This window comes from Burkholderia sp. KBS0801, from assembly GCF_005937855.2.
GTDB classification, from domain to species: Bacteria; Pseudomonadota; Gammaproteobacteria; order Burkholderiales; family Burkholderiaceae; genus Burkholderia; species Burkholderia ambifaria.
In genome coordinates this window covers 214,419-229,999 of record NZ_CP042177.1, presented here as the reverse complement: position 1 = coordinate 229,999, position 15,581 = coordinate 214,419, and the positions used below count along the sequence as shown (strand labels likewise).

Here is a 15,581-nt window from a genome sequence, read left to right as displayed (position 1 = left end):
TCACGCGGCGTGGGCCGCTCCCGCCTCGTACGACGGCTTGCCGCCCGCGTGCACGGCACGCCCCGCACCGGAGCTCGGGCGCATCGGCCAGTACAGCAAATCGGCGGCAATCTGCCGGTAATCGCGCGCGGCCGCCGACGACGGGAACGCGTCGACCACCGTATGCATCAGGTCGCGCGCATGCTCGGCGAGCGGATCGGCGCTCACGCAGCCGGCGTCGGCGATCGACACCGTCAGGTAGCGGCTCGCGACGCCCGCGAGGTTGTCGAAGGCGGTCCTGGCGTCGGCGTGGCTGCCGACGTGATTGGTCAGCACGCGGAACTGCGCGACCGCGTGCGCGAAATGCAGCCGCTTCATGCACGCGTACGCCTCGGTGATCGCCTGCGCGGCCACCCGCGTGACGATCAGCACGTCGTGCGCCTCGCGCGCGAGCGCGGAGAACGCGCCGTCCGCGCCGAGCTGCGCGTCGACCAGCACGATGTCGGCCTGGCCGTCGATGAAGTCGCTCAACTGCGTATCGCTGTAGCCGTCGCGCGCGAACCCCGCGGCCGCGCACAGGCCGAACCCGGCGGCGACGCGCGTGCGCTCGCCGTCGCGCAGCCATGCGCCCGCCAGCGTCGCCGAGGCCGAATGCACGTCGGCGCGCTCGTCGACGACGAGCACGTCCTTGCCGAGCGCGGCCAGCGCCGCCGCGACGTTCACGACGGTGGTCGTGCAGCCGACGCCCGCCGGCCCGCCCGTCACCGCGACGATGCGCGACGCGCGCCCGGCCAGCAGGCGCCGCAGCCCTTCTGCCTGGTCGATGATCCGTTTATCCAAATCGCACCTCGTGCAGATCGGCGGTGGAACGGGCGGTCAGTGCGGAAAGCAGCGTCGGCATGTCCTCGTCCTCGGGCACGAAGGGCGAACCGTCGCGCGGCACACAGAACGCGCTCTTCAGCAGGAATTTGGTCGACGCGACGTACAGGTTCTCCGGCACCTTCTGGCCGGTCGACACGTAGTGAATGGGCAGCTTGTAGCGGATCACGGTGTCGAGCACGCCGCCGAGGTGGGTCGCCTCGTCGAGCTTCGTCAGGATGCAGCCGGCGAGGTCGGGATATTCGGCCGCGCTGCGGTAGGCCTGGACGACCTCGTTGAGCGTGTCGCCGTGGCTCGTCGCGTTGAGCAGCAGCAGGCGCTGCACCGGCGCGTTCGCGCCGTGCAGCATCGCGATCTGGTCGGACAGCGCGCGATCGCGCTGGCTCATGCCGATCGTGTCGATCAGCACGATGTGCTTGTTGCGCAGCTCGGACAGCGCGAGCTCGAGGTCGCCGGCATCCTTCACCGCGTGCACGGGCACGCCGAGGATCTTGCCGAAGATGCGCAGCTGCTCGTGGCCACCGATCCGATAGCTGTCGGTGGTCAGCAGTGCGACCTTGCTCGCGCCGAAGCGCATCACGCAGCGCGCCGCCAGCTTCGCGGTGGTGGTCGTCTTGCCGACGCCGGTCGGCCCCATCAGCGCGAACACGCCGCCGCGCTCCATCAGCGCATCTTCGTTCTCGAGCACCGGCAGGTTCGCCGCGAGCACCGACTGCGCCCATTCGGCGGCTTGCTCGAAGGTCTGCGCGCCGTCGCCGGACGGCAGGTTGTCGACCATCATGCGCACCAGCTGCGCGGAGAAGCCGGCCGAGAACAGGTGCCTGGTCAGCGCGCCGTGCACCGGGCTGCGGCGCTGGCGGTCGTGCCACATCAGGCTGTCGAACTGCTCTTCCATCATCCCGCGCATCGCGCCGAGCTCGTGCATCACCGTGTCGTTGACGATGCTCTCGATGCGCGCCTTCACCGCGTCGGCCACCGCGGCGGCCGCTTCGGCGGACAGGCGCGTGCGTTCGGCCGGCTTCGCGGCGTTCGTTTGATTCGTTTCGCTTGCGCGGACGGCGGCGGCCGCGGACGGCATCCGGCGTTCGGCGTTGCGCACGATGTCGCGCGCCCAGCCGGCCGGCGTCGCGGCTGCCGCGTCCTGCTGCATGCGGGCCGGTGCCTGCGCTTGCGGCGCAGCCGATGCCGCTTGCGCGCGGGCGATCAGCGCTTCGCGCTGCTGCGTCAGGCGCTTCGCGTGCTCGACGAGCCACGGTGCGGGTTCGGACGATGCGGCCGGCGCGCCGACAGCGGGCGCGGGCGCAGCCGGCGACGGCGCTGCCGCGTCCGTTGCGTGTGCGTCAGCATCGAAGGCGGCCGGTTCCGCGGCCGGTTGCGTCGCTTCGGCGCTTGCGCCGAACACCGACGAGAACACGTCCGGCAGCCCGCCGTCGCCGGCTGCATACGGATTCATGGCCGGGCGCGCGAGCGCGGCGCCCGGGCGCGACACGATGCCGGGCACGGCCGCGGCCGGCACGGATTCCGGTGCGCGCGACGCGACGGTGCGCGGGCGGGCGGCCGCCGGCGGCGTGACCGCGGCGAGGTCCGAGTCGGCGAGTGCGACGATTTCGACGCTGCCGTCATCGAGCGTGCGGTTCGACAGCACGACGGCGTCGGCGCCCAGGGCCTCTCGCACGAGGCGAAGCGCGTCGCGGCTGGTCGCGCCAGTGAATTTGCGAATGTTCAAGCGGAACCCCCGATGACGTTAACGACTTTGATCGTGCGTGTGTCCGGCACTTCGGCATACGACAGCACTTTCAGTTGCGGCAGGCTGCGGCGCAGGAAACGCGCGAGCATCGCGCGCAGCGCGTGCTGCACCAGCAGCACGGGCGGCAGCCCGAGATTCTGTTGACGCAGCATCGCCTGTTGCGTGCCGGTCAGAAGGTTGTGCGCGAGGCCGGGCTCGAGGCCCGGGTTCGCGCCGGTGGCGAGCGCCTGCGACAGCACGCGCTCGAGATTCGAATCGAGGCCCATCACCTGCATCTCGCCCGCGCCCGGATACCACTGCTGCGTGATCGCGCGGCCGAGCGACAGCCGCACCGCGGCGGTGATCTCGTACGCGTCGCCGCGGCCGGCGTGTTCGGACACGGCCTCGAGGATCGTGCGCATGTCGCGGATCGGCACGCCTTCCTCGAGCAGGTTCTGCAGCACTTTCTGCAGGGTCGTGAGCGAGATCGTCTTCGGCACGAGGTCCTCGACGAGCGACGGCGCATCCTTGCCGGTGCGCTCGACGAGCGCCTGCACTTCCTGGCGGCCGAGCAGTTCGGCCGCGTGCTGGACGACCAGATGGTTGAGGTGCGTCGCGACGACCGTGCTCGCGTCGACCACCGTGTAGCCGTACACCTGCGCCTGCTCGCGCATCGCGACGTCGATCCACACGGCCGGCAGCCCGAACGCCGGGTCCTGCGTCGCGGCGCCCGGCAGCGCGGCAGTCACCTGGCCCGGGTTGATCGCGAGCCACTGGCCGGGGAACACTTCGCCCGCGCCGATCTCCACGCCCTTCAGCGCGATCCGGTACGCGTTCGGCCGCAGCTCGAGGTTGTCGCGGATATGGATCACCGGCGGCAGGAAGCCGATTTCCTGCGCGAATTTCTTGCGGATGCTCTTGATGCGCTTGAGCAGTTCGCCGTCGCTGTTCTTGTCGACGAGCGGAATCAGCCGGTAGCCGACTTCGAGGCCGAGCGGGTCGATCAGCTGCACGTCGTCCCAGGTCGCCTCGTGGCTGTCGCCCGGCAACGCGGCGGGCGGCGCGACCTCGGTCACGTCGCCGGCGGCCAAGCGAGCGGCCGCGCGGCGGCTCTGCGTGCGGGCCAGCCAGATCGCGCCGGCGCCGAGCGCGAGGAACGCGAAGTGCGGCATGCCGGGGATCAGCCCCATCAGCACGATGATCGCGCCGGTGATGTTCAGCACCCGCGGGTTCGTGAACAGCTGGCCGGTGATCTGCGTGCCGATGTCCTCGTCGGTCGCCACGCGCGACACGATCACGCCGGCCGCCGTCGAGATCACGAGCGACGGGATCTGCGCGACTAGGCCGTCGCCGATCGTCAGCAGCGTGTAGTTGGTGCCGGCCGCCGTGAAGCTCATGTCGTGCTGCACCATCCCGACGATCAGCCCGCCGATCACGTTGATCGCCATGATGATCAGGCCCGCGATCGCGTCGCCGCGCACGAACTTCGACGCGCCGTCCATCGACCCGTAGAACTCGGCCTCCTGCGACACGGCCAGGCGGCGCTTGCGTGCCTGCTCCTCGTTGATGAGGCCCGCGTTCAGGTCGGCGTCGATCGCCATCTGCTTGCCGGGCATCGCGTCGAGCGTGAAGCGCGCGGACACTTCGGCGATCCGCCCCGCGCCCTTCGTGATCACCATGAAGTTGATGATCATCAGGATCACGAACACGACGATGCCGACCGCGAAGTTGCCGCCGACGAGGAAGTGGCCGAACGCCTCGATCACCTGGCCGGCCGCGTCGGGGCCGGTGTGGCCCTCGAGCAGCACGACGCGCGTCGACGCGACGTTCAGCGACAGGCGCAACAGCGTCGAGAACAGCAGCACGCTCGGGAACGCCGCGAAGTCGAGCGGCTTCATCGTGTACATGCTGACGAGCAGCACCATCACCGACAGCGCGATGTTGAAGGTGAACAGCAGATCCAGCAGCAGCGGCGGCAGCGGCAGGATCATCATCCCCAGGATCATGCAGATGAGGATCGGACCCGCGAGCCCGCGCAGGTTGGCACCCGCGAACGGGTTCGTGCGTTTGGCGAACAGGCCGGTGGTCGGGGTGCTCATGCTGCGTTCCCTTGCGTGCCGAGCGTGTCCTCGGCTTCTTCACGCGCGTCGTCGGCCGATACCGACGTCCCCTTGTCGAGGTCGGCCGGCACGTCGAGATCGACCGGCGCGGCCGGGAAGGCGCCGCCTTCCGAGCGGAAGCGCCGCAGCTGGTACACCCACGCGAGCACCTCGGCGACGGCCGAGTACAGCGAGCCGGGAATCTCGCGTTCGATTTCGACGTTGTGATACAGCGCACGCGCGAGCGGCGGCGCTTCGAGCAGCGGCACGTTGTGCTCGGCCGCGAGTTCGCGGATGCGCGCGGCGACGAGGTTCACGCCCTTCGCGACGACCTTCGGCGCGCGCATCTCGCCGTCCGTGTACTGCAGCGCGACGGCGAAGTGCGTCGGGTTCGTGACGACCACGTCGGCCTTCGGCACGGCGGCCATCATCCGGCGCCGCGCGATCGCGCGCTGCTGCTGGCGGATGCGGCCCTTCACGTGCGGATCGCCCTCGTTCTCGCGATGCTCGCGCTTCACTTCTTCCTTCGTCATGCGCAACTTCTTGTTGTACTGCCAGATTTGGTAAGGCACGTCGAGCGCGGCGACCACCAGCATTCCGGCGACCGTCGTGCCGCAGCACACGGCGACCAGATGCATCGCATCGGCAACCGCCGAGCCGAGCGGCTGGGTCGCGAGACCGAGCAGCTCGTCCTTGCTGCGCCAGATCGCGATGCCGCCGATCCCGCCGACGACAAGCGTCTTCGCGAGCGACATCCCGAGCTGGATCGGCCCCTGGATCGAGAAGATGCGGCCGAGGCCCGAGATCGGGTTCAGGCGGTCGAACTTCAGCTCGAAGGTCTTCTGCGAGATCAGCCAGCCGCCGAGCGCCATCGGCGCGAGCAGCGCGGCAAGGCCGGTGAGCGCGAGGATCGGCAGCAGCGCGGCAAGCCCTTCGATGCTCGCGCTGCCGGCCGCCGACAGCATCCGGTGCGTGTCGAACGCGGTGGCGCGATCGAACGCGAACGCGCCGCGCAGCATGGCCTGGAGATGGGCGCCCGACGGAGCCGCGAGCAGCCACGCACCGTAGAAGCCGGCCGCGAGCAGCGCGAACGAAGCCAGCTCGCGCGAACGCGCGACCTGCCCCTCCTCGCGCGCCTTTTCGCGGCGCCTCGGAGTGGCGGCTTCGGTTCTGTCGAGATCGCTCTCGTCTGCCACGGGGCCTCCAGTCGGGTACGGCGAAATGCCGCTTTCCAGTGACACCGATTATTCATGCGCGGGTCAAACGCCGATCGGTCGAGCAAAGCCGGGAAAGGGGGGTATTTCGGGGAATCGGGCAAGCCGGTGCGGGGGGAGGCTGCGTGGGGTGTGGCGGGCCGAGGATCGTGGGGGAAACGCGTGTGCGAGGGGTGTGGTGAAGCGGAGGAGGTGGTGAGGCGGTGAACTATCGGCCCGCCCCCGACGCGACGGCCGCGCGTCGGGGCAGGCAACGCTCAGATCGCCGGAATCGGATCCGTGCCGAAACGGTTCGGCCCGTTCGTGCCGCGCGAGCACATCCACACGAGCAGCAGGATCCCGCCAATGAGCGGAATGAACGCGATCAGCAGAAACCAGCCGGAGCGGCCCGTATCGTGCAGGCGGCGCACTGTGACCGCGAGGCTCGGCAGCACCAGCGCGAGCGACACGACCAGCGCGACGATCGCCAGCAGCAGCGGAATCGCGCCACTTTCGCGGCCGGCGGCGGCAAGCAGTTGGCAGGCGATCGACACGACGCCGGTGAGCAGCGCGAAATACCAGTATTCGGCGCGGCGTGCGCGGCCTTCGAATTTCGCATACTGATTGAATACGGAACGAATGGCTTCGGTGAAATTCATCTTATTGCCCTCCTGTTTTTAATCGACGACCCCGGAAACAACGGGGGCATTATAAGTTTGAATTTCCACACGTCGCATCTCTTTTCGCGTGCCGATCGCCGTGGCGACGCGTTCATGGCGCCGGAGCGGCCACAGCAACGGCGCGCCGGATCGCCGAGTGCATGTCACGCCATTTTTATGATCGCAACGCCCCGACAAAAATATCAGCGGGATAATCCAGGAATTGATTACGCCAGGATGAAACGGATCACGATCGATAATCGAACCGGTCAGATCGCGACCGATTTACCGGCTGGCCGGGAATCGCTTCGTGCGTCGCATGCCCGCATCGAAAATACCGCCTCCCGGCCGGCATTCGCGCTAGCCGGCCGCCGCCTGCTGCAGCGCATCGAGATCGAGCTTCTTCATCTTTATCACCTGCGCCATCACGCGTTCGGCACGCGCCGGGTCGCCCGTCATCAGCTCGGCCATCTGCACGGGCACCACCTGCCACGACACGCCGAAGCGGTCGCGCAGCCAGCCGCACTGCTGCGCGCGCTCGTCGCCGCCTTCGGCCAGCGCCGCCCAGTAGCGGTCGATCTCCTGCTGGTCGCGGCAATTGACGACGAATGACACGGCCGGCGTGAGCGGAAACACCGGCCCGCCGTTGAGCGCGAGAAACGCCTGCCCGTCGAGTTCGAACGACACCGTCATCACCGTGCCCTCGGCCTGGCCCGACGCCTGCGCGCCGGATTTGCCGTACCGGGCGACGTGCAGGATGCGCGCGTCGTCGAACACCGACACGTAGAAGCGGGCGGCCGCCTCCGCGTCCTGGTCGAACCACAGAAACGGCGTGATGCGTTGAATGCGCTGACTCATGGCGCTGTCTCCTCGATGTCGTGCCGGCACCGGTGCCGGTCTTATATCGTAGGCGCTATGCCGGCGTGGCGCGGCCGCCCGGTACGTAGTCCGCCCGCCGCGGCCGCCGGGATAAAAAAAGGGGGCGATCGCTCGCCCCCTCTTGCTGCCGTTCGTGCGCGCTCAGAACGCGACGTAAGGCTGCTGCCCGCCGGTCGACGTCTTGTCCATCCCGAAGTAGATCGTCTTGCCGTAGAAGTGCGGCATGCCGAGATCGAGCCAGCCGGACATGCCGAACGGGCCGGCGATGTCGTTGAACGCGAACGTCGACGCGTTTGCGAACACCGCATCGGCGTTCACGACGGGCATCGACACGCCGCCCGACGCACCGTTCCTGCCGGTCAGCGTCGCCGTATAGGTGGTCGACGAGGTCGGGCAATAGAACTGCGTATTGGTCGAGCACTTCCTCTGCGACGAATCGTCGAAGAAGTACGCGTTCGAGCCCGTATCGAAGAACGCCATCGCGCTGCTGCCGAGGAACGTCGCGCTGACGTCGCCCGTCGTCGTCGACGTCAACACCGTCGACGCCCCGAGCGCGTTGTTGCTCTGCGTGCCGATTCCGAACGTCAGCAGGCCCGTCGCGCTGCCCTGCCCGCTGTTCGAGATGTTCGGCATCTGCACGATCACGCCGTTGTTGTCGGTCGCGAAGCGATGGACCGGGTTGGCCACCTGCTGCGCCACCGGCACCAGCGCCACCGTGCAGCTCGAATTGCCGTTCGGGCACGCGTAGTAGTTGTTGTACGTCGCCGACGTCAACGTCGCGCAGTTCGTGCCGCAATCGACCGGCGCCGGCCCGATGCCGAGGATGCCGTTCGCGCCGAGGTCGCGCGCCGTGTTGGCTGACGCGCCGCCGTTCGTGCACGAGCTCGGTACGTTGCTCGTGCCGAGGTCGCCGATGATCTGCACCGGCAGCGAAGCCGCGTGCTCGGAGCCGATCGTCAGGTCGACGGTACGCACCGTGCCCCACGTGTAGCTCGACACGAACTTCCCGCATTCGGCGACCGGCGCGCCGCCGCTCGTCACCTGCGGCAGGTTGTTCAACACGCCCACGGCGCTGCCGACCAGCCGCAGCCCGTACGACGCGGTGTCGACCAGCACGTTGTTGACCACCTGGCAGTTCGACGTGCCCGGCGCGCAGATCTTCAGGGTGACGGTCGGGATGTTGATCACTTGCGCGACGCCGCTGCCGACCGTGATCACGGCCGTGTTCGCGGTATTGCCGTCCGATACGTTGCCGCCGCTACCGCCGTTGTTGTCGTCGCCGCCGCCGCATGCGCTCACGAGCATGGCCGTGGCAGCCGCCAGGCCCAGCACGCCGACCCAGCGCTTGAAGGTACGAGGAATTCTCAAGATCGCTCTCCCGCTGTCACTGGATGTCGGTGCCGGACAGACCGGCAGGCAGCGCGGCCGGCAGCCACGCCTGGCCCGCGAAGGCGCCCATGTGGCCGCCGGTGCGGATCACGAGCCCGCTCGTATCGACGGACACGGGCGCGCGCCAGCCGCGCGCCGCGTGCGCGGCCTGGACGCCGGCGGTGTACTGCGGGAAATAGCTGCCGAGCAGCGACGCGAGGTCCGGCATGCTCGGCCCGCGCCAGGCAAGGCCGAACACGGTGCCCGCGGCGCTCGTGTATTCGTGGATGACGGTGCCCGATCCGAGCGTGATCTCGCGGACGGTGTAGGCGGCCGTGCTCGCCTGCGCGCCGTCGGCCGAGCGCATCGCGCGCTGCATCGCGCGCACGGTGGCGGCGTGATCGTCCGCCGGCGGCGACATCGGCGCGCCGCCCAGTTCGGCATGTGCGTGGAAGCTCCACAGCACACCCATTGCAGCCGTCGCGTGCGCGGCGGCCCAGCCCAAGCGTTTCAGCTTCACGTTCCCCCCCAAAGGGACTGGCTTCGTTGCCGGCGGGCCCCATCAGGCTCGGCGCCACCGGCCAACATATGAAAGTCGTAAAAATGACGCGTCGTTACTGCTGACGCGTAGTATGCCTGCGGAGTGTGCCGGAGTGTCAAATCGTCGCGGCACGAAGGGCACGAAGGGCACGACGCGCGCAACAGCCCGCTCCCGGCCGGTGGGGGGAAACCGGCGAAAGCCATGCGCGTCGGGCCGCTCCGCGACAGGGAGCGGCGCCGATGCGATCAGAAGCCGCGGGGCCGCCTCAGAAGCCGAGGCTTGCGAGCAGGTCGTCGACCTGCCCCTGGTCCTGCACGACGTCTGACTTGCCTTCCGGCGCGATCTGCGGCCCGTTCAGCAGCGACTCGGGGCTGCCGGTCGCGCTGATCTGCTCGGCCGCGAGCGCGGCGGCGGTCGCCGCGAACTGCTCGCGCCGCTCGGGCGCGATGTTCTCGACGAGCACGGTGAGCAGCTGCTGCTCGATCAGGTAGACCATGTCCATGATCTTCTTGATCACCTGCCCGGTCAGGTCCTGGAAGTCCTGCGCGAGCATGATCTCCAGCAGCTGCGCGCTGGTCGCCGACGTCGCGTCGGGCAGCGCGTGCAGGAACGTGCGCGTGTCGTCCATCAGCTCGCGCACTTCCGCGTGCTCGATCGGGGCCGCGTACCACTGGGTCCAGCGCGCGTCGAGCGCCTCGGCCTCGTTCTGGATGCGCTCCTGCACCGGCTTCGCGATCTCGATCGCGTTCAGCACGCGCTCGGCCGCCTGCTCGGTCATCGTCGCGACGTAGCGCAGCCGGTCGCGCGCATCGGGCACGGCTTCCGCCGCGCGCTCGACGTGCTTGTCGAGCCCCAGTTCGCGCATCGAGTCGCGCAGCGCGCGCGTGACCTGGCCGATGCGCGCGAGGATCCGGTCGCTCGCGAAATCGGCGCCTTCGGCGTGGCTGTCGGCGCTGAACGCCGCGCTGGCGAGCGCTGCATGGATCGGCTGGTTCACGTCAGCTCCCGGCCTTCGCCATCTTGTCGATGATCTTGTTCAGCTTCTCGTCGAGCGTCGCGGCCGTGAACGGCTTCACGACATAGCCGCTCGCTCCCGCCTGCGCGGCCGCGATGATGTTCTCCTTCTTCGACTCGGCCGTGACCATCAGCACCGGCAGGTGCGTGAGCGTCGCGTCCGCGCGAATTTCCTTCAGCATCGCGAGGCCGTCGAGGTTCGGCATGTTCCAGTCGGAGATCACGAAGTCGAAGCCGCCGCCGCGCAGCCGCGCGAGGCCGGCCGCGCCGTCCTCGGCTTCGTCGACGTTCGTGTAGCCCAGTTCCTTGAGCAGGTTGCGGACGATCCGGCGCATCGTCGGGAAATCGTCCACCACCAGGATTTTCATGCTCTTGTCCATCGTCGTTCCTTTGCAGATTCGTTACCGTCAGGGCTCGTAGCAACGCACGTGCCCCGTGACATTTGATTCAGACGCGCTGCACCCGATCGCCCATCGTCGCCAGGCGCGCCATCACGCGCCGGCTCATCTCGGCCAGCGAGACGACCTCGTCCGCGCCGCCGAGCGCGATCGCCTCGCGCGGCATCCCGAACACGATGCAGCTCGCCTCGTCCTGCGCGAACGTGTGGGCGCCCGCGCGCTTCATGTCCAGCAGGCCGGCCGCGCCGTCGCGGCCCATCCCCGTGAGGATCACGCCGATCGCGTTCTTGCCCGCGTGCTGCGCCGCCGAGCGGAACAGCACGTCGACCGACGGCCGGTGGCGGTTCACCGGCGGCTCGTCCGACAACTGCGCGATGTAGTTCGCGCCGCTGCGCGCGAGCAGCAGGTGCGCATGGCCCGGTGCGATGTACGCATGGCCCGGCAGCACGCGTTCCCCGTGCTCGGCTTCCTTCACCGCGATCCGGCACAGGCCGTTCAGCCGCTGCGCGAACGACTTGGTGAAGCCGGGCGGCATGTGCTGCGCGATCAGCACCGCCGGCGCATCCGGCGGCAGCGGCGTCAGCACCTCGCGGATCGCCTCGGTGCCGCCCGTCGACGCGCCGATGATGATCAGCTTCTCGGTACTGACGAGCGGGTTGTTGATCATCGGCGCGGCCGGCTGGCCGCTCGCCGTGGGCGCGGCGGCCTGCGGCTGCGGCGTCTGCCGCACGCGGGCGCGCGACGCCGCGCGGATCTTGTCCGCGAGCTTTTCCGCGTAGTCGAGCATGCCGTCGCGAATCCCGACGCGCGGCTTCGTGACGAAATCCACCGCGCCGAGTTCGAGCGCGCGCAGCGTGATCTCGGAGCCGCGCTCGGTCAGCGACGACACCATCACGACCGGCATCGGCCGCAGGCGCATCAGCTTCTCGAGGAAGTCGAGCCCGTCCATGCGCGGCATTTCGACGTCCAGCGTCAGGACGTCCGGGTTGTGCTGCTTGATGAGATCGCGCGCGACGAGCGGATCGGGCGCGGTCGCGCACACCGTCATGTCGGGCTGGCTGTTGATGATCTCCGTCATCAGGCTGCGGATCAGCGCCGAATCGTCGACGCACAACACTTTGATCTTCTGCACTGCGGTCATGCCTCCTGCTTTCTCGAAAGGTTGGCCGCGGTCGGGCTGCCGGCATACGGGCTGGCGGTCTTGGTAGTCGTCGTCTGCGCGCCGCCGGCGCCGCGGGCGCCGAACAGCTCGATGCGCGGGCGCGCCGGCGGCGGCGCGGCCGGCCGCTTCGCCGCGAACAGCTCGACGTGCGCGCGCTGGCGGCCGGCCCGCACGCGGTCGGCCTCGCGCGCCAGCGCGGCTTCGCGCTCGGTCACGCCCGGCACCTGCAGCCGCAGCTTCTTCACCATCGCGCGCCCGGTGCGCGGCATGAACGCGACCTTGCGCGGGTGCACGCCCTGCAGATCCTCCGCGGTGATGCGGATGCGCTCGAGCGCGAGATAGCGGCGCACGAAATCCGCGTTGCGATCGCCGATGTTGATCGTCGTCATCCCGGCCAGCACGGCCGCGCCGCCGAACACCTTCGCCTCGAGGCGCTCGCGGCGGCCGCCGGCCTTGATCAGTTCGTTGATCAGCACTTCCATCGCGTATGCGCCGTAACGCATCGAATCCGACGCGGCCGCGCCGGCATCGGCGCCGTCGTCGGGCAGCATGAAGTGATTCATCCCGCCGATGCCGGCGAGCGGATCGTGCAGGCACGCGGCGACGCACGAGCCGAGCACGGTCATCAGCACCATGTCCTCGGACGTCGTGTAGAACTCATTCGGCAGCAGCTTCACGCCCGGGCGTTCGAAGTGGTTGTCGAAGTAGCGATTGGTCGCGATCGGCAGGCCGCTCATCCGCGTTCTCCGTAAGCGAGCGCGGCACGCGCAGGCGCGCGCGGCGGCGCTGCGGCGGCCGGCGTCGCGCCGCGCGGGCGCGAGCCTTGCGCGGCATCGCGCGTCAGTTCGTACACCGTCTGCCCGCGCAGCCGGAACGCCTGCGACACGTACGTGAAATTCTCCGAATGCCCGGCGAACAGCAGCCCGCCCGGCTTCACGAGCGGCTCGAAGCGCGACAGCACCTGCCCTTGCGTCGGCTTGTCGAAATAGATCATCACGTTGCGGCAGAAGATCGCGTCGAACGGCTTCGCGATCCCGTAGTCGGCATCGGTCAGGTTCAGCTGCTCGAAGCGGATCATCGCGCGCAGTTCCGGGCGCACCTTCACGCGGCCGGCCTGCGCGCCGGTGCCCTTCAGGAAGAAGCGCTTGAGCCGCTCCGGGCTCAGGTGCTTGACCTGGTCGTACGTATAGATGCCGGCCTCGGCCTTCGCGAGCACCTGCGTGTCGAGGTCGGTCGCGAGGATCGACGCGCCGCGCGCGGCCGATTCGCCGAGCGCCTCGATCAGCGTGATCGCGATCGAGTAAGGCTCCTCGCCGGTCGACGCCGCCGAACACCACACCGACACGGGCGCCGCACGCCCCTTCACGAAGTCGGCCAGGATCGGGAAATGGTGCGACTCGCGGAAGAACGCGGTCAGGTTCGTCGTCAGCGCGTTGGTGAACGCCTCCCACTCGAGCGGATCGTCCTCCTGCTCGAGCAGGTCGAGGTAGTCGCGGAACGTGTCGAGGCCGCGTGCGCGCAGCCGGCGTGCCAGCCGGCTGTACGCCATGTCGCGCTTGTGCTCGGACAGCGAGATGCCCGCGCGTTGATGGATCAGCGCGCGGATGCGTGCGAAATCCGCGCCGGTAAACGCGAAGTCGCGCCCCGGCTCGCCCGCGCGGGGCGAGGTATCCGGTGCATCGGGTCGAAACGGTGCGCGCGCGGACGGCATGGCTTAGAAGGTCTCCCAGTCGTCGTCGGAGGCACCGGCCGCGGCCAGCGCCGGCTTCTCGCCGTTCAGCGCCGGACGCACCAGCGCGGGCTTGTCGGCCGGCTTGGGCGCTGCTGCGGCGCCCTTCGCGAGACGCGGGCCGTAGCCGCCGGCGGCCGGCGCGTCCTTCGATGCGCGTGCGGCGGAATCCGTCGTGGGCTTTGCTGCGTGGCGCGTCGCCGGTGCCGCGGCGTGCGGCGCGGGCGCCGTGCGGCGGGGCGGCTGGGCAGCGGCCTGCGGTGCGTGCGCTGCCGGCGCCGCCGGCGTGGCTTCGTGACGGCTCTCCGACGGCGACGCCGGGGCCTGGGCTTGTGCGGCCGGGCGCGCGGCGCCGCGCGCCGGCGCCATCGCGATGCCGCCCGTGACGCGCCAGCCCGATACGATCGCCTTCATCTGGCGCGTCTGCTCCTCGAGCGACGCGGCCGCCGCCGCTGCCTGCTCGACGAGCGCCGCGTTCTGCTGCGTGACCGAGTCCATCTGGCCGACCGCGCGATTGACCTGCTCGATGCCGGTCGACTGCTCGTCCGACGCGGCGCTGATCTCGCCCATGATGTCGGTCACGCGGCGCACGGCCTGCACGATCTCGTCCATCGTCGAACCGGCCCGCGCGACGAGCGCCGACCCGCTTTCGACCTTCTCGGCCGAATCGCCGATCAGCTGCTTGATTTCCTTCGCGGCGCTCGCGCTGCGCTGGGCCAGCGAGCGCACTTCGCCCGCGACCACCGCGAAGCCGCGCCCCTGCTCGCCCGCGCGCGCGGCTTCGACCGCCGCGTTCAGCGCGAGGATGTTGGTCTGGAACGCGATGCCTTCGATCGTGCCGATGATGTCGACGACCTTCCCCGAGCTCGCCGCGATGTCCTGCATCGTCGACACGACCTGGCCGACGACGTCGCCGCCCTGCGTCGCGATGTCGGACGCGTTCACCGCGAGCTGGCTCGCCTGCCGCGCGTTCTCCGCGTTCTGGCGCACGGTGCCCGTCAGCTGCTCCATGCTCGATGCGGTTTCCTGCAGCGACGCGGCCTGCTCCTCGGTGCGCTGCGACAGGTCGGTGTTGCCGGTCGAGATCTCGCGCGCGCCGACGTCGATCGACTCGGTGCCGCGATGCACGGCCTGCACCATCGTCGTCACCGCGTCCTGCATCCGCTTGATGCCGCCGAACAGGCGGCCGATTTCGTTGGTGCTGGACACGTTCACCGGCTGCGTGAGGTCGCCGCCGGCGATGCGCTCGAAGTGCGCGATCGCGGCTTCGAGCGGATTGATGATCAGCCCGCGCAGCGCGAAGCGGATCGCGATCACGACGACGAACGCGATCGCGACGCCGGCCGCGATCAGGCCGATCATCATCGAGATCTGCGACTGCGTCGCGGCCTGGCGGTCTTCCGCGCGCTTCTGCAGCGACGCGACCACGGCCGCCGCCGCCTGGTCGTACGCGACGAACATCGGGCTGATCTTGGTGTCGGCGATCGCGTGATAGGCCGCCATGTCGCCCGCGCGCGCGGCCGCGAATTCCGGCTCGACGCCTTCCTTCATGATCGTCGCGTAGCGCGCGGCGAGATCGTCGACGAGCGCCTGCTCGATGCCGAGCTTCGACGTCGCCTGGAACGCCTGCCAGTTCTGGTTCGACTTCGTGTACAGCTCCTGCGCGCGCTCGAGCACCTTGCTCGCGTCGGCCGTGTTGCCGGCCTCGGTCAGCGAGCGGAAGCGGTCGAGCGACACGCGTGCGCGCAGCAGGTACGACGACGTGTCGTCGAGCGTGTGGATCGCCGGCAGATCGACGTGCGCGATCTCGTCGAGCGAACGGCTCGCGTGATCGAGCGCGTAAAGGCCGAGGCCGCCGACCGCGGCGGCCAGGCACACGAGGATGAGTCCGACCGCCGTGAGCGTCGTGCGGATCGACCAGTTATGCAACATTGCAGATTCTCCCGAAATTCCTG

General features: G+C 69.3%; 14 protein-coding genes. All 14 read right to left on the bottom strand.

The annotated features are described in order from the left end of the window. The 14 genes from FFI87_RS01030 to FFI87_RS00965 all read right to left on the bottom strand — a co-directional run bounded on the left by FFI87_RS01030 (position 1) and on the right by FFI87_RS00965 (position 15,558). Complete coding sequence (locus FFI87_RS01030) at positions 1–819, bottom strand: AAA family ATPase (protein ID WP_012362835.1); 819 nt, start codon at positions 817–819, stop codon at positions 1–3. Beyond that, on the bottom strand, positions 812–2,584 hold the full coding sequence (flhF, locus tag FFI87_RS01025; RefSeq protein WP_138848397.1) for a flagellar biosynthesis protein FlhF: 1,773 nt from the start codon (positions 2,582–2,584) through the stop codon (positions 812–814). The genes FFI87_RS01030 and flhF overlap by 8 nt, the downstream gene beginning before the upstream one ends. Beyond that, positions 2,581–4,683: a flagellar biosynthesis protein FlhA gene (gene flhA / locus FFI87_RS01020; protein WP_138848398.1), complete on the bottom strand. Its 2,103-nt coding sequence runs from the start codon at positions 4,681–4,683 to the stop codon at positions 2,581–2,583. Before flhA ends, flhF begins: the two co-directional genes overlap by 4 nt. Then, the gene (flhB, locus tag FFI87_RS01015; RefSeq protein WP_138848399.1) at positions 4,680–5,879 is read right to left on the bottom strand and encodes a flagellar biosynthesis protein FlhB; all 1,200 of its coding nucleotides are present in this window, start codon (positions 5,877–5,879) and stop codon (positions 4,680–4,682) included. Before flhB ends, flhA begins: the two co-directional genes overlap by 4 nt. A gap of 275 nt (positions 5,880–6,154) precedes the next feature. Next, on the bottom strand, positions 6,155–6,535 hold the full coding sequence (locus FFI87_RS01010; RefSeq protein ID WP_012362832.1) for a DUF805 domain-containing protein: 381 nt from the start codon (positions 6,533–6,535) through the stop codon (positions 6,155–6,157). A gap of 360 nt (positions 6,536–6,895) precedes the next feature. Beyond that, a complete protein-coding gene (locus tag FFI87_RS01005) occupies positions 6,896–7,393 on the bottom strand; it encodes a VOC family protein (RefSeq protein WP_012362831.1) in 498 nt (165 codons plus the stop codon). Between the two features lie 162 nt (positions 7,394–7,555). Beyond that, positions 7,556–8,782 carry a DUF3443 domain-containing protein gene (locus FFI87_RS01000; RefSeq protein ID WP_138848400.1) on the bottom strand — a complete coding sequence of 409 codons (1,227 nt, stop codon included), beginning with the start codon at positions 8,780–8,782 and terminating at the stop codon, positions 7,556–7,558. A 16-nt stretch (positions 8,783–8,798) separates the two neighbouring features. After that, a complete protein-coding gene (locus FFI87_RS00995; protein WP_138848401.1) occupies positions 8,799–9,302 on the bottom strand; it encodes a DUF2844 domain-containing protein in 504 nt (167 codons plus the stop codon). 286 nt (positions 9,303–9,588) lie between these two features. After that, a complete protein-coding gene (gene cheZ, locus FFI87_RS00990; protein WP_006754879.1) occupies positions 9,589–10,320 on the bottom strand; it encodes a protein phosphatase CheZ in 732 nt (243 codons plus the stop codon). 1 nt (position 10,321) lies between these two features. Then, positions 10,322–10,717, bottom strand: coding sequence for a chemotaxis response regulator CheY (gene cheY, locus FFI87_RS00985; RefSeq protein ID WP_006754880.1), 396 nt, complete (start codon positions 10,715–10,717; stop codon positions 10,322–10,324). Positions 10,718–10,784: 67 nt separating this feature from the next. Continuing rightward, the gene (locus FFI87_RS00980; protein WP_006754881.1) at positions 10,785–11,876 is read right to left on the bottom strand and encodes a chemotaxis response regulator protein-glutamate methylesterase; all 1,092 of its coding nucleotides are present in this window, start codon (positions 11,874–11,876) and stop codon (positions 10,785–10,787) included. Further along, positions 11,873–12,634, bottom strand: coding sequence for a chemoreceptor glutamine deamidase CheD (cheD, locus tag FFI87_RS00975; protein ID WP_012362828.1), 762 nt, complete (start codon positions 12,632–12,634; stop codon positions 11,873–11,875). The genes FFI87_RS00980 and cheD overlap by 4 nt, the downstream gene beginning before the upstream one ends. Further along, a complete protein-coding gene (locus FFI87_RS00970) occupies positions 12,631–13,608 on the bottom strand; it encodes a CheR family methyltransferase (protein ID WP_138848402.1) in 978 nt (325 codons plus the stop codon). The genes cheD and FFI87_RS00970 overlap by 4 nt, the downstream gene beginning before the upstream one ends. A gap of 3 nt (positions 13,609–13,611) precedes the next feature. Further along, positions 13,612–15,558 carry a methyl-accepting chemotaxis protein gene (locus FFI87_RS00965; protein ID WP_138848403.1) on the bottom strand — a complete coding sequence of 649 codons (1,947 nt, stop codon included), beginning with the start codon at positions 15,556–15,558 and terminating at the stop codon, positions 13,612–13,614. Positions 15,559–15,581: the final 23 nt, after the last annotated feature.

What these genes read in the sequence shown, in the direction of transcription:
- FFI87_RS00980 (WP_006754881.1), bottom strand. Translation starts at nt 11,876, where the DNA reads ATGACCGCAGTGCAGAAGATCAAAGTGTTGTGCGTCGACGATTCGGCG.
- cheD (WP_012362828.1), bottom strand. Translation starts at nt 12,634, where the DNA reads ATGAGCGGCCTGCCGATCGCGACCAATCGCTACTTCGACAACCACTTC.
- flhA (WP_138848398.1), bottom strand. Translation starts at nt 4,683, where the DNA reads ATGAGCACCCCGACCACCGGCCTGTTCGCCAAACGCACGAACCCGTTC.
- FFI87_RS01005 (WP_012362831.1), bottom strand. Translation starts at nt 7,393, where the DNA reads ATGAGTCAGCGCATTCAACGCATCACGCCGTTTCTGTGGTTCGACCAG.
- FFI87_RS00965 (WP_138848403.1), bottom strand. Translation starts at nt 15,558, where the DNA reads ATGTTGCATAACTGGTCGATCCGCACGACGCTCACGGCGGTCGGACTC.
- FFI87_RS01010 (WP_012362832.1), bottom strand. Translation starts at nt 6,535, where the DNA reads ATGAATTTCACCGAAGCCATTCGTTCCGTATTCAATCAGTATGCGAAA.
- cheY (WP_006754880.1), bottom strand. Translation starts at nt 10,717, where the DNA reads ATGGACAAGAGCATGAAAATCCTGGTGGTGGACGATTTCCCGACGATG.
- FFI87_RS00970 (WP_138848402.1), bottom strand. Translation starts at nt 13,608, where the DNA reads ATGCCGTCCGCGCGCGCACCGTTTCGACCCGATGCACCGGATACCTCG.